This window comes from Kitasatospora sp. NPDC087315 (assembly GCF_044744345.1).
In the GTDB taxonomy this organism is placed as follows: Bacteria; Actinomycetota; Actinomycetes; order Streptomycetales; family Streptomycetaceae; genus Kitasatospora.
This window is the reverse complement of the sequence record NZ_JBIUYD010000016.1, coordinates 158084-179000: the sequence shown is the minus strand read 5'-3', so window position 1 is coordinate 179000 and position 20917 is coordinate 158084. Positions and strand designations below refer to the sequence as shown.

Below are 20917 nucleotides of genomic sequence, written 5' to 3'. Positions count from 1 at the left end.
TAGCGGGGACAGGATTTGAACCTGCGACCTCTGGGTTATGAGCCCAGCGAGCTACCGAGCTGCTCCACCCCGCGTCGGTAACCACGACAGTACGGCACACGCCGCGCATTACCTAACGGGATCCGGACCACACGCCCACGAAGACCGGGAAACCGGCAAACCGGGCGGCTGCGGCGAACCGGTGGTCCTGCCGGCCCACGGGCGTCCGCCCCGCCCACGGGTGGAATGCCTGGGCGCATGAACGCCACCGACACCGCGCCGACCAGCAGCGCCATCACCCTGACGGTCAACGGCCGCACGCACACCCCGACCGTGGACCACCGCTCCACCCTGCTGGACGTGCTGCGTGAACAACTCGGCCTCACCGGCGCCAAGAAGGGCTGCGACCACGGCCAGTGCGGCGCCTGCACCGTGCTGCTCGAAGAACGCCGGGTCAACAGCTGCCTGCTGCTGGCCGTCGCACAGGACGGCGCCGCCGTCACCACCGTCGAAGGCCTGGCCGGCCCCGACGGGCCACACCCCCTGCAACGGGCGTTCGTCGAGGAGGACGCCCTCCAGTGCGGCTTCTGCACCCCCGGCCAGCTCTGCTCGGCCGCCGGCCTGCCGGCGGAGACCACCGCCGGGGCCGACCCGGCCGACGAGGCGACGATCCGCGACCTGCTCAGCGGCAACATCTGCCGCTGCGGCGCCTACCCCGGAATCATCCGCGCCGTACAGCGCGTACTGGCCGCCCGGACCGCCCCGCAGGCCCACGCATGAGGCCCCTCGGCTACACCAGGGCGACGGACGTGGCCTCCGCCGTCGCGCTGCTGGCCGCCGACCCGGGCACCCGGGCCCTGGCCGGCGGCACCAACCTCGTCGACCTGATGAAACTCGGCGTCGAACGGCCCGCCCGCCTGGTGGACATCGCCCGCCTCCCGCTCGACCGGACCGAGGAGACACCCCGGGGCGGCCTGCGGATCGGCGCGACCGTCCGCAACACCGACCTCGCCGCCCACCCCCTGGTCCGCGACCGCTACCTGGCGCTCGCCCAGGCCCTGCTCGCCGGCGCCAGCGGCCAGCTGCGCAACATGGCCACCACCGGAGGCAACCTGCTCCAGCGCACCCGCTGCCTCTACTTCCAGGACATCACCAAACCCTGCAACAAACGGCGGCCGGGCTCCGGCTGCCCCGCCCGCACCGGCGTCCACCGGGACCTCGCGGTCCTGGGCACCTCCGAGCACTGCGTGGCCACCCACCCCTCCGACCTCGCGGTGGCCCTCGCCCTGCTGGACGCCGTCGTCCACCTCACCGGCCCGGACGGCGACCGCACACTGCCGCTCACCGCCCTCCACCGCCTGCCCGGCGACACCCCCGAACGCGACACCGAACTGGCACCCGCCGAACTGATCACCGCCGTCGAACTGCCGCCACCGCCCGCCGGCGCCCGCTCGGCCTACCGCAAGGTCCGCGACCGCGCCTCCTTCGCCTTCGCGACCACCTCGCTCGCCGTCCTGCTGGCACTGCGCGACGGACGGGTCGAAACGGTCCGGCTCGCCTTCGGCGGCCTGGCCCCCAAACCGTGGCGGGCCCTGACCGCCGAGGCCGCGCTCCGCGGCCGGCCCGCCACCGCCGCCGAGTTCGCCCAGGCCGTGGACGCCGAACTCGCCCCCGCCCGCCCGCTGCCCGACAACGCGTTCAAAGTACCGCTGGCCCGGCGCCTCGCCGTACGCGAACTGACCCGCCTCGCCCGGGAACAGGAGGACCGATGAGCACCGCCGCCACCCGCCTGGAGGCCTGGGAGAAGGTCACCGGCACCGCCCGCTACGCCGGCGACCACCACCCCCGGGCACTGGCACACGCCTGGCCGGTACCGGCCACCGTCGCCCGCGGCGACATCACCGCCCTCCGCACCGAGGCCGCGCTCGCGACACCCGGCGTCCTCGCCGTCCTCACCCACCGCAACGCCCCCGCACTCGCCCTCCCCGAAGACGGCGACCCCACCCTGCTCGTCCTCCAGTCCCCGCGGATCGCGCACCGCGGCCAGGTCGCCGCCCTGGTCGTCGCCGAGACCCCGCAGGACGCCCGCGCCGGCGCCGCCGCCATCGAGATCACCTACACCGCCGAACCGCACGACGTCGTCCTGACCGAGGACCACCCGGGCCTCTACACCCCCGAGACCGCCAACGGCGGCGACCCCGCCGTCCGCGAACGCGGCGACTTCGACACCGCCTACCGGCAGGCACCCGTACGGATCGACCGCACCTACCGCGTCGGCCCCCTGCACAACCACCCGATGGAACCGCACACCGCCACCGCCCACTGGACGGACGGACGGCTGACCGTCCACGACTCCAGCCAGGGCACCACCACCGTCCAGGAGACGCTCGCCGCACTCTTCGGCCTCACCCCCGCGGACGTCCTGGTGACCAGCGAACACGTCGGCGGCGGCTTCGGCAGCAAAGGCACCACCCGCCCGCACGTGGTCCTGGCCGCCATGGCCGCCCGCCACACCGGCCGGCCGGTCCGCCTCGCACTGCCCCGCGCCCACCTCACCGCCCTCACCGGACACCGCGCACCCACCCTGCACCGGATCCGCCTCGGCGCCACCGACCACGGCGAACTCACCGCCCTCGCCCACGAAGTGACCACCCGCTCCTCCACAGTCCAGGAGTTCGTCGAACAGGCCGCCGTCCCCGCCCGCATCATGTACACCTCCCCGCACAGCCGCACCACCCACCGGGTCGTACGCCAGGACGTCCCGACCCCCTCCTGGATGCGCGCACCCGGCGAAGCACCGGGCATGTTCGCCCTGGAAAGCGCCATCGACGAACTCGCCGAGGCCTGCGGCACGGACCCGGTCGACCTGCGCATCCGCAACGAACCCGCCCTCGAACCCGACAGCGACCGCCCCTTCAGCAGCCGCCACCTGGTCGAATGCCTGCGCGAAGGCGCCCGCCGCTTCGACTGGCCGCGCCTGCGCGCCCACGGCCCCCGCCAGGACGGACGATGGCTCCTCGGCACCGGAGTCGCCGCCTCGACCTTCCCCGTCCTGGTCTTCCCCTCCACCGCCGAGGCCGTCGCCCTCCCCGACGGCGGCTACCTGCTGCGCACCAACGCCACCGACATCGGCACCGGCGCCCGCACCGTCCTCGCCCAGATCGCCGCCGAGGCCCTCGACGCCCCCGTCGCACGGGTGTCCGTCGACATCGGGCGCAGCGACCTGCCGCGAGCCTCCGTGGCGGGCGGCTCCTCGGGCACCTCCTCCTGGGGATGGGCCGTCCACGAGGCGTGCGCCGGACTGCGCCGCGCGCTGGCCGCCCGGGGCCCGGGGCCGCTGCCCGCCGGGGGCGTGCGGTTCCGGGCGGACACCACCGAAGCCGTCCGGGCCGGCAGCGAGTTCGCACGGCACGCGTTCGGCGCGCAGTTCGCACAGGTGGCGGTGGACGCGGACACCGGGGAGGTGCGGGTGCGCCGGCTGCTCGGGGTGTTCGCGGCCGGCCGGATCCTCAACGAGCGCACCGCCCGCTCGCAGCTCACCGGCGGAATGATCATGGGGATCTCGATGGCCCTGCTCGAACACAGCACCATGGACCCGGAGTTCGGCGACCACGCGGAACGCGACCTCGCCTCGTACCATGTGGCCGTCAACGCCGACGTGCCCGTGGTCGAGGCGTACTGGGTCGAGGAACGGGACACCCGGCTGAACCCCATGGGATCCAAGGGAATCGGCGAGATCGGAATCGTCGGCACCGCCGCCGCCGTGGCGAACGCCGTCCACCACGCCACCGGCGTCCGGATCAGGACACTGCCGGTACGCCCCGAGCTTCTGCTCCCGCACCTGCCGGGCTAGCCGAGTCAGATGACCGGGGCCGGCCCGCACGGGTAGGCGCAGCACGGTGGTCCAGGACATCGCGTCGCGTTGGCCGTACCCCGGGTCGGCGCCGGGCCGTCGGGGAGCATCAGGCTCCCCGACGCCTCGCAGTCGCTATGCGCCGGCAAGGTCGTGGATGACCCGCTCGGTGGAGTCGAGTGCGGGGGACAAGGGGGAAGTAGCGGAGCGCGTCGGCGAGCGGGCCGGGCGGCGGAACGGCTGTCATGAGGCCTCTGGGGTGAGTCCGAGGACGGTGGTAGCGGCGGCCGTGGCCAGCAGTGCCTGGTGCTGGTGGGTGATGCCGAGCCGGTTGGCGTGGAACAGCTGATGACGGGCGAGGACAGCCCGCAGCCCGCGCCGGAGCCGGCCGTTGTCGGCGAGCACCCGCAGCTCCCGGCCGCATTCGGTGAAGGCGGCGAACCACGGCGCGGCGAAGGAAAGCTGTCCCACCGTGAGGAGCGTGGACGTGGGACCGGTGTCGGCCCGGAGCAGGGCGCCGACGCTGTTGCGGAGTCGGCGCCCGGGGTCGACGCCCGGGGCGGAGGGGCGGTTCTCCGCGACCGTGGCCCACGTGTCGCCGATCTCGTACCAGTCCAGGCCTGCGCCGCGCATCATCGCGATCCCGAGAAGCACGGACAACTCGCGGCGATGGTCCACCTGTTGGGCACTGTGAACGGCCCGCAGATAGGAAAGGGTGCGGTGACTGTCGAGGTGGAACAGCCGGTGCGTGACCTCCATCGCTTCCTCCCCGCCGAAGGCAAGCGTCTCGGGCTCGTAGATCACCGAGGTCCAGCCGGTGATCACGTTGCTGGTGCGGCAGTTCTCCAGTACCGCGTCCACGGCAGCAGTGGCGGCGTCGGCTCGCTCAGGGGTGGGCGGCTGGTAGCGCAGCCGCCATCGGTCGCCTTTGCGCAGGAAGTGCCAGGACGTGACGACGCCCTCGTTCTCCAATGCTGTCAGGGCGGGCCCGAGGTACTGTGCGGCGGACTTTTCGGCAGCACCGATGTCGGTCAGGTGCAGGTGGTAGTGGAGCCACGGGGGCTTGGCGGTGTCGGTCACGGCGGACTCCGTCCGGGTCAGGTGAGCAGCAGGCAGCTGTCCCACCCCGTGGTGGCAGGCTGGTCGAGGGTGAGGGTGTGGAGAGCGAGTGCGGTACCGGCCGCTCCTTCGAGCAGGCCCGCCTCGGTCGGGGAGGCGGCGAACGTGGTCATCGCGTCGGTGGCCGTGCGAAGCCTGGCAGCGGTGGTGACGTCGGCAGTGCGGGCGGCCAGGCGGCGGGCCAGGAGCCGCGTCCCGGCGGTGCCGTGGCACAACGTGTTGTCGGTGAGCCGGGCCAGCTGCTGCGGATCGGTCAGGCAGGCCAGCAGGGCGTGCTCGGCGAGCTCTTGACGGTGCTGGTCTCCGGTGGCGAGTGCGGCCAGGTGCTGGGCGTGGGCGATACCGGGGGTGCCGTAGCACCAGGACGGGCGGAGCGGGCCCTTCTGGCGGGTTCGGCCGGTCCGGTCCTCGTCGGGCGTGACGGCCTCGGGCCACCACGGTCCGGTGCCGGTGTCCTGCCGCCAGGTGTCCAGCCAGTGGGTGATCCGGTCGATCGCCTCCCGGTGGCCGGGTACCCGGATGCCGTCGGCCCAGGTCAGGGCGAGCAGGGCGAGCGGGCCGGTGATGCCGTGGGCAAGGCCGAGGTTGCCGTGGCCGCCGGGATAGTGCGGTGAGGGATCGCCGGAGGGCGCGATGTCGGTCCACCAGCCCGGCAGGTCGCGCAGGGGTTCGGCGAGGCGGACCAGATAGGTCAGCACGTCTCGCAGCAGGTGGCTGTCTCCGCGGGAGCGCAGGTTCACACCGAGGCCGGTCATTCCGTAGACGAGGTCGTACTCGGCGAAGATCGGCCGGTCCCGCCGGGTGATGCGCTGGTGGGCGGCGGCCAGCCGCTGTTCGGTCATCCGGTCGACGGTGGCCTCCAGCGCGGTGATCTGCCGCTCGTAGCTGCGGGGACCGCCGCCGGCGGCTGCGCGCAGGACGTGGGCGAGTGCCGGGGCACCGAAGAACAGGCCGGTCCCGGGGGTGGAGAGCACCGGTTGACGCAGGCATGCCGCGATCCAGGCGTGCACCGTCTCCCAGTCGCCGGCGCCGGTGGTGGCGCGGGTGATGTGCAACAGCGTGATGCCCGGGGCGCCCTTGGCCAGGGACTGCCCCCATTTCGCGGAGGCACTGTCGGGCGGGGCGATGAGCGGTTCGGTGAGCGCCGCGAGTGCGCCGCGGCCGGTAATGGTGATCATCGGGCCCTCTTCGGAGTGCGGGCGGTGTGGGTCAGGGCTGCGGCGCGGGCAAGCCGGTGGCAGGTGCGCTCGTGGTCGGGGTCGATGCCGATCGATCTCGCATGGTGCAGGTGCAGCAGCGCCCCGACTACCTCGCTCGGCTCCAACTCCAGCTGCTGGTCGAGAAGGTGGCGGTACTCGGCGAGGGCTTCGGCGCGTGCCCGCCAGGCCCGGGTCAACGCCCGGCCCCGGGCGGTACTCTCCGGCGCGGGCCAACTGCCCGGGTGCTCGGCAAGGGCCAGCGTCTGGCGGCACACGGCGCGGGGCAGGGCCTGACCGGTGTGGCGGGGTACGTGCTCCAGCAGCCACCGCAGTCCGGTGTCGGTCCCGAGCAACCCGGTGGCGATGGCGGCCATGCTCGCCGCCGTCACCGCCATCCGGTCGGCCTTCACCTGTTCGAGGTAAGCGAGTTGGGCAAGAACGGCCCGGGAGTCGGCGGCGAACACCTCCTCCGCCTGGCGCATCGCCGCGCCCCGGCCGTAGCGACCGGTCTCCGGCTGGTAGGTGTCCAGCTGGAGCCGGGTCAGCAGTCCGGCCGCGCGAAGTTCGGCCGCCCACACTCCGATCCGCTCCCCGGCCAGGGTGAACGCCGCCGCCTCCGGCAGCCCGATGCGCAGCCGCAGGTGCGGTTCAGGGTCGGTGTGGCGCAGGAACCACCACGCGGGATCGTTCACCCAGCGGTCCAGCAGGGCGGGCACCCGGGCCAGGATCTCATCGGCCCTGCGGGGATTGCCGTACAGACGGGCGTACAGCCACCGGGACGCCCCGGGCAGGTGCCCGTCCTCATGTCCGGTGACGTGCACGGCCCGCCGCCGGGTGAGCGGCAGGGGTGCCCGGGTGGAGTGGAGCTGGACGGTGATCTCGTGCGCCCGGCCCCCGCACCAGTCGTTCATCCCGGGGGCCGGAGCCTCGATGAGGGTGGCCGAGGTCTGCTTGTTGAGGTGGTCGCGCAGCAGGACCAGGTGCTCGGCCAGGCCCAGGTCGAGCGGCAGCTTCAGGTCCTGCTGGGTCAACTGCACCCTGGCCGGCGCCCGGTAGAGCGCCAGCCAGGCGCGGGCGGCTCTCTCCCAGTCGGCCCACGGCACACCTTCGGGTGGCAGGTCAGCAGCGGGAAGGTTCCAGCGCGCCGGGGACAGCACGACACGGCCGTGACGCAGCCGGGGCAGGAACGGCAGCTTCCCGGCGGCTCCCCAGTCGAAGCCGGTGAACACGGGGGTGAAGGCGTTGGTGATCTCGCACAGGAACCGGGCGAGGGGCTGGGTGTGCGCACGGAACTCGATCGCGTTCAGCACGCGCGGCTCGATCGGACGGCGGTCGGTGAGAGAGACCAGCCACATCCGCTGCTCGTCCGCGCACACCCCCAGCGCATCCAGCCGCAGCCGCCCGGCGCCGGGGCCGGGGCCGGGGTGCTCGCCGAGCGGCAGCACCGGCAGCAGCGCCGGCGTCCGGGCGACGTTCTCGACGCGGGCGAACAGCGGCGGCACGGACACCTGTACCGGCTCCGCGTCCGTGCGGAGCGTCGGCGCTCCGCAGATCGCCTTCTCGAAGGCGCCCCGGTCGGTGTCATCCAGCAGATGCAGGAAGCGGCCTGTGGTGGTCCCGGCGGCGCGCGGCGCGGCCACCACCGTCACGGTGAACGCGCCTGCGTCCAGCGACTCGGCGTCGCCGGCGGCAAGGTGAACGGTGAGCTCCGCGTGCGGCTGCACCGCGGCCGGACCCGACGCGGAGGCCAAGTGCTCCACCAAGCTGTCATCCAGGGCGAGTTCGTTGCCGCCTTCGATGGCGGCTTTCTGTGCGAGCGCGAGCAGCCGGGCATCGCGGCGCCCGAGCCTGGCCGCTGCCTCGGGCAGCACTGAGTCTCGGTAGCGGGCCGGAAAGCCGAGTCCGGTGTCGGGATTCACCAGATCGGCCACTGGCACTACCGCTCCGGGTCCGTACCGCTCGATGAAGCGGGCATGGTAGTCCAGCCAGACGGGATGGCCGTCGGGATGGGGGCTGAGCCGGGTCAGCAGCTCGGCGGCGCGCTCGGCCTCCCGGGCCACCCGCTCGGGCAGCACCGCCGGCCCTGCGGCCAGCCGCAGGTCGACCATCAGCGGCTGGCCGCCCTCGGCACCGCCTTCCATCGCGGCCGTGATCGCCGCCCGTGCCGTCCGCTGCTCCTCGGGGCTGTCGAGCAGGTTGTGCCGCTCCAGCCCGGTGTGAAGCCGTCGGAGTTCGGCGGTGATCCGGGCGGCCTCGGGGACGTCGTCCGCTCCTGCCTGCTCCAGGGTTGTGAGCAGGTGCCCGAGCGGGTCGGTGGTGGTCATCGGTGGCCGTAAGCCGCTCAGCAGCAGCTGCTGCCGGACCAGTTCACCCAGCATCAGCCGAACCTGCCCAGGGTGCGCGTTGGGGAACTGCTCCGCGAGGCGGCCGGCGAGCACACCAAGGGATACAGGTCCGGTGGCGCCTTCCAGGGCCGCCAGAACAGCCCGGGTGGCGCGCACCGACACCTCGACCGGCGCTTGGCCCGTCGGGTTCTGCTGAACCGGCAGCACGATCCGCTCTCCGCGCAGCACGCGCAGGTCGTTGGCCACCACCGACAGCCGGTCGGCCACCAGCGTTTCCAGCCGACCAGTGATACGGGCCAGCCACCGCGCGTCGACCCGGGCCACCGCACGGCCCGCATCCCACAGCGGGGCCACCGTCCGACTCCCGATCGGGCAGGCCGCCACCCCGGCGAACAGGCCGAACGGTGTCGCTCTGCCCTCACTCCGGAGCGCGTAGTGCATCACCGTGGCCGTCAACCGGCGCAGCCGCGCGGTGCCGATCGGGCCACCCGCGATCGCCGCGCGCACCCGGCCGGTCAGCTGCGCTCCTGCCGCCACCTCGATCGCGGACGCCAACTGCTGGTCGGACCAGGCGGTACGCAGCCAGGATCGCCAGGCCGCTGTGCCGACAGGGGTGCTGTCGGCGAGATCGGGCCATCGCGGCGCGGAGTCGGCGGGGCATGCCGAAGCGCGAATCAGGGCCGGTCCCACAACGCGGTACAAGGTGGTTCACCTCCGGAATCCGGGAAGGGCGAGGCCCGGGTGCGGCGGCTCTCACGGCGGCCGCACGCCGGGCCTCTGGCCACACGGGAGGGGAAGGGTCAGACGTTGCCGCCGCCACTGGCGCAGGCCGAGCCCGAGCAGGTACTGCCGCAGTTGTCGTCGGTGGAGCGCAGCAGGGCGGCGACCGGGTCGGCTCCCTCCACGATGCGCAGGTCCAGGTCGAAGTCGCCGTCCAGCGTGGGCGCGTTCTCAAGGGTGCGGGTCATGGTGGATCCTCCTGTTTCGTCGGTGGTGCTTGGTTGCCCGGCCGCAGGTCACGGCCAGGAGATCGTGAGCCGAACGTGTCGCTTGTCGATGACCGGCCCGTCCGGGAGCTGGTCGTCGGGGGTGCCGGCCGGGTGAGCGGTGAAGGTCGGTCCGGAGCCGGTGCGGTGCTCGCGGGTCCAGACCCCGACCTGCTCGGCGATGAGATCCGCCAGGCGACCCCTGTCGGGGCCGAAGCCATGTGCACCGAACTCGAACGTCGCCGGGCCGTTGCTGATCTTGCGGAGCGCCAGGTAGGCGAGGCTGTCACCGTCCACCACAAGCGGGCAGGCCATCCTGTTCGCCGGGGCGACTGTCCTGGTGTCCGACTCGGGGTCGACGGAGATCAGGCCGAAGCCGGGCAGGGAGCAGGCCAGCCACAGGTACAGCGAGTCGAAGGGCTCCTGGTTGCCGACCGTCACCTGCGTCCAACGCTCTGCCCGGGGCGTCTCCAGTACGCCCGCGAGACGGCTGGTGTCGGGCCGGTCGAGCTCGTCGAAGCGCAGCCCGACCTCCTTGGTGCCGCGCGGCAGCACCAGGTGCTCGTCGTGTGCGCCGGTGCCCTGCATCCTGACGAAGCCGCACACCTCCGCGCTGACGCTGACCAGACGGTCGCCGTCGCGGCGGAAGCTGATCGAGCGGGTCAGGCCGCGCATCCGCAGCGGCACGGTGATGGTCCCGCCCTCGGCGAGGCCGTCGGTCCAGGCGGGAGGCAGGTCCCACGCGCCGACCGTGACGACGACCCGGTCGAACGGCCCTCCGTCCACCGGCTCGGAGCCGTCGGCGAGCACCACCTTCACCCGGCTGTAGCCGGCCTCATCGAGGAACCTGGCCGCGCGGTCCGTGACGAACGGGTCGATGTCGACCGTCGTCACCTCACCCTCCGGACCGACGAGTTCGGCGAGCAGCGCCGCGTTGTACCCGCCGGATCCGATCTCCTCCACCCGCATCCCCGGCTGTACGTCGGCCTGTTCCAGCATCAGGGCCTGAATCTGCGCGGCCGAGACCGAACTCACCGCGAGACCGTGCCCGTCGCGCTTCGTCACCAGCGCGCGCACCGGCTCGTACGCCTCGGTCGGCGACACCTCGGGCGCGAAGACGTGCCGGGGTACAACCAGAAGGGCATCGGCCACGCGGTCCGTGCGGATCGTTCCGTCGGCACGCAGGGCGTCGACCATGGCCGAGCGCAACTGCTCGTCGGTCTCAGCGGTCTTCGGCAAGGTGGACATGGCAACTCCTCTTCGTAGGTGCCGCGGTAAACGCACCGCGGCGGGTCGGTCTCTGGGCTACATGACCATGAATGGCCTCCGGATGACGCCGAAGACGCTGGGGCGGAGCACGAGGAGGACAGCGGCGGCCGGAGGTTCAGTGAGGCTGCGGTGGCAGCCGGGAAGCTGCGGCCGAGGAGGACCGGTTCACGCGGCCCGGGCGGTCACGGCGCCCGGCCGGTCGCGGAACCTGATGATGTCGCCTGCAACAACGGGGCGAACCAGCCGTATACGGGAGACAGCCTGTATAGCGGCGAGAGGCCCGGAGAGGGACATCTGGCGGTCCCGTTCGGTCAGGCCCGCCGGTTGCATTTCCGCCCCGGCGGTGGCATGGCCGGAGAACGCCGGGGAGAGCGAGGCGACTGCGACTTCGAACCACACGTCCCGGCCTGCCACCTCCCCATTCCCGTTCGTCCTTTCGGTCCACCCGAAGCTCTCGGCGTAGGAACGAACCAGAAGGAGCCCGTCGCCCAACACGATGCCCGCCAAGACGGTGATTCCATGGAGCAGTCTGTTGCGAATGTCGCCAACAGCTTTCGTCCTTGTGGGTGTTGCGAATTTCATTGCGCATTGCATGACAGCCTCCGGGCCGTGCGTGTGGGGCAGCAGAGGGTGAAGTTCGGTCGCCCACCTGGCGATCACGTCTCGCTCCTGGCCGTTCAGAAGCGTCCGTGGTCCGCCCCGGCCTGATCCGCTGCGGCCACCAACAATGTCGGCGAAAGCCGCGCAGAACCAGAACACTGGGCACAACACTTGATACGTCATCAGTGAGCGGTAGCAACACTCGCTTACCACTCGTTAACACTTGTCGCGCAGGAGCCAGCTGGCGGCGAGACTGGTGGTAGGCGCCGGAAAGGGACACCTTGGCGCCAGCCTCAGGAAGGGGCCGACCTTGCAGACGCGCTTAGGAGAACTCCTCTTCAGCTCCGGCGAGACCACCGAAAGCTTCATCGAACGCTACAAAGCAACCGGCAAGGCCCTGTTCAAGGAGACCAACAACCGGGACTTTCAGACGCTGGACCTGTCAGTCATGACCGTCTCCCGCTGGAGGAACGGCGGTGTGAAGGGGTTGCCCCGCTTTCCTGCACCGGCGGTTCTGGAGCGGATGTTCCCCAGGCTCACCGCCAAGGACCTGTTCGCCCCGGCGGGCGGCAGCTCAATGCCGCCAGCCGTCGGGTCCGTGATCGATGAAAGCGATCTTGTAATGAATGCACGACGAGCCGCCGAGCACGCGAGCGATGCCGCGGCCAGCAACCTGCCGGACATGACGCTCGACCAGGTTGAGGACGATGCCCTCGCGCTGGCTCGGGCCTATCACACCCATCCGCCGTTCGCCGTGTACGGGATGGGAAACGAGTTGCTCGCCACGGTCACGGCGATGCTTGACCGCACCCAGATCGTCAGGCAGCGGGAACGTCTCTACCTCGCGGCCGGCCAGGCTTCGGCAGTCTTGGCGACTGCGGTGTTCGACCTGGGGTCGATCACTGCTGCTACGAGCTTCGCACGGACAGCCGCCATGTACGGGGAGGTCGTCGACCATGGCCCTCTCAGGGCTTTCGCTCACGGAACTCTTGGGATTCTGGCCTACTGGGATCAGCGGCCCGCAGAGGCCATCCGACAGGTAGAGAAGGCGCAGAGTTTCCCTGGACTCGGCGACACGGCCCGCCAGCGCCTGGCGGTGATCGAAGCGAGGGCCTATGGCCACCTTGGTGATGCCAACTCCGCTCGCCTGGCCGCGACTGCCGCTCTGGAACCCGGCGATGGGAAGCGAGACGGCCTGCACGATGACGTCGGCGGTGAGTTCAGCTTCTCGCGCCGCCGCGCGCTCATGAGCAACGCCACGACGTTCCTTCTCGTCAAGGACGGTCCGGCCGCCGAGCAGTCGGCAATGGAATCGATTGCCCTGATGCGGAAGGTCCACGATTCTGGCCTGTCGACCCCTCAGGAAGCAACGGATCTGGCGCAGGCAGCCATCGACCTGAGCCACGCCAGGCTACTGGCCGGCGAATTCGATGGAGCCGTGGAGGCGGTAGCGCCCGTTTTCGAGATCCCCAAGGAGTGGCGGGTAGCCGGCATCACATCCCGTGCTGGGGGTCTTCGGCGCGCTCTCGCGTCTCCGGAGATCAGCGGACCGGGTCCTGTACGGGTGGAACTCGCTGAGCGGATCGAGGAGTATGTGGCCGTCGGCGCGCACTCCCAACTCGGCGGCACGCTGGCCATAGGCTGATCCGTCAGTCAGCGGACGCTGGCCAGCACGAGGGCTTCCTTGTCCTCGCTGATGCCGTGGGCGTGGCGCCTCGGGTGGTCAATTAGTTCGCCACCCTCTTGGAGCCACGCCCACGTTTCGTTGATCGTCTGCTCGATCGGCCGGAACCGTGCCCCGGCGGACACTGCCTTCTGAGAGCAGACGCTCCAGACACCCTGGTGCGTCCGCCACAGCGGCAGTTCGGTCCACTCCGTCACACCATGCCTGGCCAGCGCGTCGCTCTGGGCCCACACAGGTCGGCCGACCCCGCCCGTGACGCGCAAGCAGGCCTCAACAAAGTCACCGAAGGTAATTCCGATCGGGTGTGTGACGTTGAAAATGGCGCCCTCGGCTACGGCCGCCCGGTCCAGCGCGAAACCGGCAACGTCTCTGACGTCAACTGGCTGGATGAGTCGATCGGCCGGTGCGGGCGCGAGAATGCTGCCGCCACGAGCTGCCCGGCCGAGCCACCACGGAAGCCTCCCGACATACTCTTTAGGGCCGAGGATTACCCCCGGGCGTAGGAATGTCACGTCGTTCCCGAACATGGTGGTGACCGCCCGTTCACCGCCGGCCTTCTGGAACCCGTAGACAGTCGGGGACCCGTCCACACCCGTGTATCCGAAGGTCTCGTCGGCGTCAGGCGGGCAGTCAAGCATGGCGTCCTGTTCGGTCAGTACCGCGTGGGGCCACCCCCGATACACAGAGACCGTCGAGACATGCACCCAATGGCGAACCTGGGAACGCAACACCGAGGCACCCAGGAGTACGCCCCTCGGGGCCAACTCGGTCGAGGACGTGTCGATCACCGCGTCCCACGGACCATGACCGGCAAGACGGCGCAGATCTTCCTCCACCGTCCTGTCTCCCAGTACGTGATCAGCCCCGGGCGCCGGTGAACCGGACCGGCCGCGGCTGAACGTCGTCACTGACCACCCACGCGCCAGCGCGCCGTCCACCACCGCTCTGCCGAGAAACCAAGTGCCACCCATCACCAGAAGCCTCATGCGTCGATCCTGCCTGCTCAACCGCCATCTACGCCACCCTTGACGGAGGCTGGCCAGGTCGAGCCGGCGCGGAAGGTCAAGTCTCCCGTGTGCCACAGCGCGCAGCAGCGCCGTGTTCGAGGAAATTCATCACCGCACAGAGAGACAAGATCACACGTGACCTTTCACCAGAACGCCTACCGTGATGGCGGCCTCGACGCCGGGGCCTGGAGCGGCCGTGACGAGATCGCGAATCCGTGGTGTTCACGTAACGGTTGACCCCGCGGTCTTCCTAAAGGATCACCCAGCCGCTAGACCCTAGGGGACACCACCACGAGACGAGCAGGACGATGACGAACCCACCTCCCGGCTACGGCTACCCGTCAGAGCAGAACCCCTACGGCAAGCAGCCTCCGGCGCAGCCGGGCCACGGTGCCCCGCAGGGCCCGTACGACCCGCAGTCCGGCCCCGGCTACCCGCCCCCGCCGCCCGGTCCCGGCTACCCGCCGCCCGGCTCCGGCTACCCGCCCCCGCCCGGTTACCCGCAGGGCGGCGGCCAGATCCCGCCGTGGCTGGGCCCGGGCCGCACCCTGGCCGGCCCCGGTGACCGCTTCCTGGCCCGCCTGATCGACTGCCTCGTGCTGCTGATCCCGTTGCTCGTGATCCAGCTCACCGTCGCGTCCGCGGCCGGCTCGATCCTGGCCGGCGTCATCGGCGCCGTGGTCGTCTTCGGCTACGAGGCGGTGATGATGCTCACCCAGCTCCAGCAGTCCGTCGGCAAGAAGGTGATGAAGCTGCGGGTGGTCTCGGCGGCGCACGGCGGCCGTCCCTCCGACAACGAGCTCTGGACCCGCAGCGCGGTCTACGGCCTGCCCCAGGCGGTCTACTGCATCGGCTCGTTGTTCTCCCTGGTGAACGTGCTGTCGCTGCTCTGGGACAAGCCGCTGCAGCAGTGCTTCCACGACAAGGCGGCCAAGACCGTGGTGGTCAAGGAGGCCTGATCGGCGGACGGTCGCCGCCCGTGAGCCCGACGAAGCCCGGTCGCCCCGGTCACCCCGGCGGCGGCCGGGCTTCGTGCTCCGCGCGGTGGCGGCGTCAGGGCTGCGGCTGAAGGACCACCTGCCGGAGTTCGGCGGTGCACATCATGTAACCGTCCGGGGTCGGCAGGCGCTCCAGGTAGTGGGTGAGGTCCGCGCCCAGCGAGAACACCCTCACCGGGGTACCCGCGGCGCGCGCGGACTCCACCACCCTGCGCACCCCGTCCAGGACGGCCGGGTGCCGGGTCTGGTAGGACTCGGCCACCAGGTGGTTGGTCCGGTCCGCGGCCAGGTAGAACTGCACCAGGTCCTTGGTGCCGACGAACAGCTCGCTGGCGCCCGCGGCGCAGATCTCCGTGGTGGCGTGCACCGCCGCGGGCGTCTCGATGAACGCGGACACAGGCACGTCGGCCGGCAGTTCGAGGTGCGCCCTGAGCTGGGCGAACTCCTCCGCGTCGTTGAGGAACGGAACCGAGAGGTGCACGCGGTCCGCGTCGTCGCCGAGCCGCTTGCGCAAGGACGCGAGCACGGTGTGCAGCGCGTCCCGGTAGGCGGTCGAACCCAGCAGCCAGCGCGCGCCGTGCAGGCCCAGCTCGGGGTTCGGCTCGACCGCGACCGGGGCCAGCTCGGTGACGCCGGCGGCGTGGTCGGAGCGGAGGTCGAGAAGCCTCAGGACCAGCCGCTGGCCGGGCAGGAGCGCCTCGACGAAGGTGCACAGCCGGTCCGCGACGGCCTGCCCGTAGACCGCGATGTCGGCGGGGCCGCCGTCCAGGGCGTCGAGCGGACGCAGGCCCGCCGCCAGGCAGAGGAACTCCTCCCGGATGAAGAAGGAGTCGACCCGCTTCGCGTTCGGCCCGCACGAGTTGATCGTGCGGATGTCCTGCAGGTCCGCGATGACCGCGCACGCGGAGCCGAGATGGTCCACCGACGGACTCCCGGCCCCCGGGCCCGGGGCCCCGACACCCGCGTCGGACCCGATGACGACCGACTGGCTCTCCAGGTGCAGCGTCACCTCGCCGACCAGGTCGGCGAGGTCCGCCTGGTCGACGCGGAGCACGGGTATTCCCCGGCCGCGGCAGATGGACTGCATGTGGCCGGTCAGCCCACCCGAACCGCAGACGATCGCACGCGCCGCCACGATCGCGTCGTACAGACCCGCTTCGAGGGAAGGGGCGACGAGGATGGATCCCTCGAGTGGACTTCTGGTGCGGTTACAAGTACCTCGCAACACACTCTGTGTACCACCGGTCAAAAGGAATCCCTGAATCCGCCGCCCGTTCAATTAATCCCCCAGATCTTCGGCGTTCGCTATCCCCAGTTGTCGACGCAGCTGCCGTGGTGTCACGGAGACGTCGGTGAGTCGTTCGACGGCGGCCCGGGTGACGAACGCCCTGGTCAGGCGGTTGTGCCGGGAAGCCTCCACCGGAAGGGTCGGAAGTGCGCCGATGGACCGGATACAGGCGTCCAGCCGGGAATCGAGCAGTTCCCGTTCACTTCGGGCACGGGTGGCCATCCTCCTCACCTCCATGACCACAGCCTCCTCGAATCCGGCCCCGGCCGCTTCCTCTGTATTGCCGACATGGCCACGGTATTGAGCCATGTTCCCGGCCAGCCCGTCTTCGCGCAGTTCCAGTTGTTCGATCGCGTGTGCGGCGACCGCGATTGAATGGTTCTTGATGGCGGCGAGATTGAAGGTGAAGGCACCGGTCCGGCCGTTCCGCACGATCTCGTCGCCCTCTCTCAGCACGCCGACCGCGGAGACCGGGCCGGCCGGCTCCCCGCCGGGGCCCAGCAGCACCCCCTGCCCGTCGACCTCCAGGCCGCGCCCGGTGCGCTCATGGGGGACCGCGATCCCCCTGCGCAGGAGATTCCTCCAGAGCGGCTGGCCGACCCTGCTGTAGTCCGACTCCCGGCCGAAGTTGGACACCACCAGGTCGGCCTCGATGGCGTGTTTCTCCTCCGGGGCCACGACCGAGACGACCAGCCGCCCCGACCGCGCCGGCGTGATCCCCTCCACGTTGCCGACGACCAGCTTCACCGACCCGTCCGCCGGGTGCATCGCGCGCTCGATGACCTCCATCGTGTACTCCACCGCGCCGACCCGGAAAGCGGCTATCGCGGTACCGAACTCGTCCAGCAGGCGCCGCAGTTCATCGGAGGGAATCCGCTGGAGGGCCTTGGGCAGATGCGGCTCCCACGCCTTGGCCACCCGCTCCGCGACCACCACCGGGTCGACCCCGGGATGGTCCCGGACGACCGCCGAGCACGCCGCCTCCCACTCGGCCCGGACCCGGGCGAGGAACTCCTCACGATTGCGGTACGGCTCCAGCAGCGTTGCCGGGCAGGGAAGTTGCACCACTCCGTGCTCGTGTCCGCCGGGGTACGTCCGGAACATCGTCCCGGTCTTGGAGATCAGATGGATCCTCCCGGTGTGGCCCCGGCGCAGCAGAAGGCCCGCCGAGTCGTACGCGCTCAGCACGGACCCGACGATCGCGACGGTCGCCCCGGGCGGCAGCGCCGCGAGCTTTCGGACGCCGGCCGCTGAGTACGGGTTCCGCACGAAGGACTCGTGCGCGAACACCCCGGCGGCGAAGGGCGGTTCCCTGAGTTCGAGGCCGGTCGCGAGAACGACGTGATCGGCGAACAGCACGGTCTCTTCCGGGCCCGGCCCGGCCCCGGTACCGCCCGCGGACGGCCGGCGCACCGTCACCTCGACCCCTGCGGGCCGTACGTCCAGGTCGACCGCCTCGCCGTCCGCCTCGACGAGCACGACACCGGGACAGGCCTCCCGCCTGGCCTCGGCCAGCCGGTCGATCAGGTAGTCCTGGAAGATCCGCCGGGGCGCCGGGCCCTGCTCGACGAACTCGAGCCCGGCCCAGGGCTCCGGCCAATCCCGGCGGTCGGCCTCGGAGTTGGCCCAGCGGACGAAGTCGTGGACGTCCTCCCGGAACACCGACATCCGACCCGCCTGGATGTTGAACACATGGTCCCAGGGGTTGCCGTCGCGGTGGTACGCGACGCCGGCGGACCGGTAGTCGCAACGCCGCTCCAGCAGGACGATCTCGAGCGGCCTGCGCGCGAAGCGGAGCAGCCGGATCGCCGTGGCGGTGCCGGCCAGGCCCGCCCCGACGACGAGAACTCTTGGACATATGCCTGTTCGACTCATGGTGGAGCCTCCCCGCTGAACGATGGGCACCCGGCTCTGCGGTCTCCCCCCGGGCGCAAGGACTGCTGACGGAGTGTTACCTCGACGGAAGGAAGTACTGTCCGGACTGAGCCGATCCGTCCTTTCCAGGGACCGATCACCGGCGACGCGGACGCGGATCGTCCGCGGACAAGGCTAAGGGCTCGCACACAAGATCACATGAACACGGACCGGACGGCCGCCGCGGATCCGCGCGGCAGCCCGGGACGCACCGGGCCTCCGTACCCGGTGCGCCTGTCCGCAGGGCGATGACCGGACTATCGTTAGCTGACGAGAGCTATCGACATGCTCTCCGCACGGCAGCCACAGCCGATCGCTCTCCAGGAGGCAGCGGTGGCGACCAGAGCAGCGAGCGGTGACAGAACCGGCCGTACGGGCCGCTCCCGCAGGACCGCGGGTCCCGGCCGTCCGCACGACAAGTGGGTCGCGCTCTCCAACACCACCCTCGGCACCCTGATCGCCACCGTCAACGCCTCGATCGTCCTCATCTCACTTCCCGCGATCTTCAACGGCATCGGCCTGGACCCGCTGCAACCCGGCAACGTCGGCTACCTGTTGTGGATGCTGATGGGCTACCTGCTGGTCACCGCGGTCCTCGTGGTCACCCTCGGCAGGCTGGGCGACATCCACGGCCGGGTGCGGATCTACAACGCCGGCTTCCTGATCTTCACCGTCACCTCGGTGGCCCTCTCGCTCGACCCGCTGCACGGCGGCCCCGGCGCGCTGTGGCTGATCGGCTGGCGGGTGGTCCAGGCGGTCGGCGGCTCGATGCTGATGGCCAACTCGGCGGCGATCATCACCGACGCGTTCCCGGCCGACCGGCGCGGCACGGCGCTCGGGGTGAACGTCGTCGCGGGCATCGCCGGCTCGTTCATCGGTCTGGTGCTGGGCGGGCTGCTGGCCGAGTGGAACTGGCGGTCGATCTTCTGGGTCAACGTGCCGATCGGCGTCCTCGGCACGGTCTGGGCCTACCGGTCGCTGCGCGACACCGGGGTACGGCGGCCCGCCCGGATCGACTGGTGGGGCAACCTCACCTTCGCCGTCGGCCTGACCGCCCTGCTGGCCGCGATCACGTACGGTATCCAGCCCTACGGCGGCCACACCATGGGCTGGACCAGCCCCTGGGTGCTGGGCGGGCTGACCGGCGGGGCGGCGCTGCTGGTCGCCTTCTGCCTGATCGAGTCCAGGGTCGCCGAGCCGATGTTCCCGCTGGCCCTCTTCCGCGACCCGGTCTTCGCCGGCGGGAACGCGGCCACCCTGCTGGGCTCGATCGCCCGCGGCGGCCTCCAGTTCATGCTGATCATCTGGTTGCAGGGCATCTGGCTGCCACTGCACGGCTACGACTACGCGGACACCCCGCTCTGGGCCGGGATCTACCTGGTCCCCCTGACCTTCGGCTTCCTCGCCGCCGGGCCGGTCTCGGGATATCTCTCGGACCGTGCCGGGGCCCGGCTGTTCGCCTCCGGCGGGCTGGTGGCGATGGCCGTCTCCTTCGCCGGACTGCTGGTGCTGCCGACCGACTTCGGGTATCCGTGGTTCGCGTGCCTGGTGTTCCTCAACGGCCTGGGCGGCGGCCTGTTCGCGGCCCCCAACACCTCGCTGATCATGTCGAGCGTGCCGGCCGAGGCCCGCGGCGCCGCCTCAGGCATGCGTGCCACCTTCCAGAACGCCGGCATGGTCCTGTCGATCGGCGTCTTCTTCTCACTGATGGTGGCCGGGCTGGCCGGGTCGCTGCCGCACACGCTCAGCTCCGGGCTGACCGCGCAGGGGGTACCCGCCGGCGACGCGCAGACCATCGCCTCGCTGCCGCCGGTCGGCACGCTCTTCGCCGCGTTCCTCGGGTACAACCCGATCCGGCAGCTGCTGGGCCCGCACGTGCTCGGACAGCTCCCGGAGGCCAACGCGCATACGCTGACCGGCCGGCAGTTCTTCCCGCAGCTGATCTCGGGGCCCTTCCACGACGGCCTGGTCGTGGTGTTCTGGCTGGCGATCGCGATGTCGCTGGTCGCCGCCGCGGCCTCGCTGGTGCGCGGGCGTACCCGGCCCGGCGGCCCGCGGCCGGGCGGGGGAGAGGCCGGTGGACGCCCCGGCGCGGGCCGGCGCGGGCCGGCCGGAGGGGCCGGCCGGTCATGACCGGGGCCGGGGCCGGGGCCGCGAGCGGGGCCGGCGGCGGTGGCCTCTCCGCGGAGGCCGTCGTCCGGCTCCGCCTGGTCATCGCCCGGCTCCACCGGCAGATGGCCCAGGCCTCCAGCGGCAAGGACCTCACCTCCGCCCAGCTCTCCGCGCTGGCCCGGGTCGAGCAGCACGGCCCGCTGCGGCTCGGCGAACTCGCCGCACGGGAACGGGTCGCCGTCCCGTCCATGGTCCGCACGATCGCCCCCCTGACCGCCGACGGGCTGATCGCCAGGACCCCCGACCCGCTGGACGGCCGGTCACAGCTGCTCGAACTCACCCCGGCCGGCCTGGCGGCGATCACCCGGATCCGCCAGGAGCGCTCCGCGCTGCTGGCCCACCGCAGCGGGCGGCTCACTCCGCAGCAGTGCCGGGAACTGGAGGCCGCCGTCCCACTGCTGGAACTGCTGCTCGACGAGCCCGAGGCCGGCCGTCCCGCCGCCGGGCGCCCCACCCCGGACCAGGGCGGCACCGGCACCTGACGACCCGCCCTCACCCCCGCCG

At 71.4% G+C, this 20917-nt stretch carries 16 protein-coding genes and 1 tRNA gene; 7 read left to right on the top strand and 10 right to left on the bottom strand.

The window, feature by feature from the left end; genetic code table 11:
* Positions 1–74, bottom strand: a tRNA-Met gene (locus ACIO5D_RS23640).
* Between the two features lie 163 nt (positions 75–237).
* Between ACIO5D_RS23640 and ACIO5D_RS23635 the strand changes: the two genes are divergently transcribed.
* Genes ACIO5D_RS23635 through ACIO5D_RS23625 form a run of 3 tightly spaced genes read left to right on the top strand, consistent with a single transcriptional unit; the run spans position 238 to position 3832 of the window.
* On the top strand, positions 238–759 hold the full coding sequence (locus tag ACIO5D_RS23635; protein ID WP_400652542.1) for a (2Fe-2S)-binding protein: 522 nt from the start codon (positions 238–240) through the stop codon (positions 757–759).
* Complete coding sequence (locus ACIO5D_RS23630; protein ID WP_400797538.1) at positions 756–1751, top strand: FAD binding domain-containing protein; 996 nt, start codon at positions 756–758, stop codon at positions 1749–1751. The genes ACIO5D_RS23635 and ACIO5D_RS23630 overlap by 4 nt, the downstream gene beginning before the upstream one ends.
* The gene (locus tag ACIO5D_RS23625) at positions 1748–3832 is read left to right on the top strand and encodes a xanthine dehydrogenase family protein molybdopterin-binding subunit (RefSeq protein WP_400762914.1); all 2085 of its coding nucleotides are present in this window, start codon (positions 1748–1750) and stop codon (positions 3830–3832) included. The genes ACIO5D_RS23630 and ACIO5D_RS23625 overlap by 4 nt, the downstream gene beginning before the upstream one ends.
* Positions 3833–4075: 243 nt before the next feature.
* On the opposite strand, the gene ACIO5D_RS23620 is transcribed toward ACIO5D_RS23625, so the two are convergent.
* From ACIO5D_RS23620 to ACIO5D_RS23595, 6 genes are all read right to left on the bottom strand, one after another.
* Positions 4076–4912 carry a thiopeptide-type bacteriocin biosynthesis protein gene (locus ACIO5D_RS23620; protein ID WP_400762912.1) on the bottom strand — a complete coding sequence of 279 codons (837 nt, stop codon included), beginning with the start codon at positions 4910–4912 and terminating at the stop codon, positions 4076–4078.
* A gap of 17 nt (positions 4913–4929) precedes the next feature.
* Entirely contained in the window at positions 4930–6129 is a 1200-nt protein-coding gene (locus ACIO5D_RS23615) for a lanthionine synthetase C family protein (protein ID WP_363606074.1), read from the bottom strand.
* Entirely contained in the window at positions 6126–9050 is a 2925-nt protein-coding gene (locus tag ACIO5D_RS23610) for a lantibiotic dehydratase (protein WP_400797535.1), read from the bottom strand. Before ACIO5D_RS23610 ends, ACIO5D_RS23615 begins: the two co-directional genes overlap by 4 nt.
* A gap of 245 nt (positions 9051–9295) precedes the next feature.
* On the bottom strand, positions 9296–9463 hold the full coding sequence (locus ACIO5D_RS23605) for an FxLD family lanthipeptide (RefSeq protein WP_363606072.1): 168 nt from the start codon (positions 9461–9463) through the stop codon (positions 9296–9298).
* Between the two features lie 48 nt (positions 9464–9511).
* On the bottom strand, positions 9512–10729 hold the full coding sequence (gene fxlM, locus ACIO5D_RS23600) for a methyltransferase, FxLD system (protein WP_400652528.1): 1218 nt from the start codon (positions 10727–10729) through the stop codon (positions 9512–9514).
* Between the two features lie 186 nt (positions 10730–10915).
* On the bottom strand, positions 10916–11332 hold the full coding sequence (locus ACIO5D_RS23595; protein ID WP_400797533.1) for a hypothetical protein: 417 nt from the start codon (positions 11330–11332) through the stop codon (positions 10916–10918).
* Between the two features lie 328 nt (positions 11333–11660).
* Here ACIO5D_RS23595 and ACIO5D_RS23590 point away from each other — a divergent pair, with 328 nt between their 5' ends.
* Entirely contained in the window at positions 11661–12995 is a 1335-nt protein-coding gene (locus tag ACIO5D_RS23590; RefSeq protein WP_400797530.1) for a hypothetical protein, read from the top strand.
* Positions 12996–13003: 8 nt separating this feature from the next.
* On the opposite strand, the gene ACIO5D_RS23585 is transcribed toward ACIO5D_RS23590, so the two are convergent.
* A complete protein-coding gene (locus ACIO5D_RS23585) occupies positions 13004–14020 on the bottom strand; it encodes an NAD-dependent epimerase/dehydratase family protein (RefSeq protein WP_363609642.1) in 1017 nt (338 codons plus the stop codon).
* Positions 14021–14349: 329 nt separating this feature from the next.
* On the opposite strand from ACIO5D_RS23585, the gene ACIO5D_RS23580 reads away from it, so the two are divergent.
* Entirely contained in the window at positions 14350–15000 is a 651-nt protein-coding gene (locus ACIO5D_RS23580) for an RDD family protein (protein WP_400652522.1), read from the top strand.
* 94 nt (positions 15001–15094) lie between these two features.
* On the opposite strand, the gene ACIO5D_RS23575 is transcribed toward ACIO5D_RS23580, so the two are convergent.
* The gene (locus ACIO5D_RS23575; protein ID WP_400797527.1) at positions 15095–16267 is read right to left on the bottom strand and encodes a putative PEP-binding protein; all 1173 of its coding nucleotides are present in this window, start codon (positions 16265–16267) and stop codon (positions 15095–15097) included.
* Positions 16268–16318: 51 nt separating this feature from the next.
* Positions 16319–18202, bottom strand: a complete 1884-nt coding sequence (locus ACIO5D_RS23570; protein ID WP_363609647.1) for an FAD/NAD(P)-binding protein — start codon at positions 18200–18202, stop codon at positions 16319–16321.
* Positions 18203–18574: 372 nt separating this feature from the next.
* On the opposite strand from ACIO5D_RS23570, the gene ACIO5D_RS23565 reads away from it, so the two are divergent.
* Positions 18575–20374, top strand: a complete 1800-nt coding sequence (locus ACIO5D_RS23565) for an MFS transporter (protein ID WP_400652516.1) — start codon at positions 18575–18577, stop codon at positions 20372–20374.
* On the top strand, positions 20371–20895 hold the full coding sequence (locus ACIO5D_RS23560) for a MarR family transcriptional regulator (protein ID WP_363609649.1): 525 nt from the start codon (positions 20371–20373) through the stop codon (positions 20893–20895). Before ACIO5D_RS23565 ends, ACIO5D_RS23560 begins: the two co-directional genes overlap by 4 nt.
* Positions 20896–20917 lie beyond the last annotated feature (22 nt).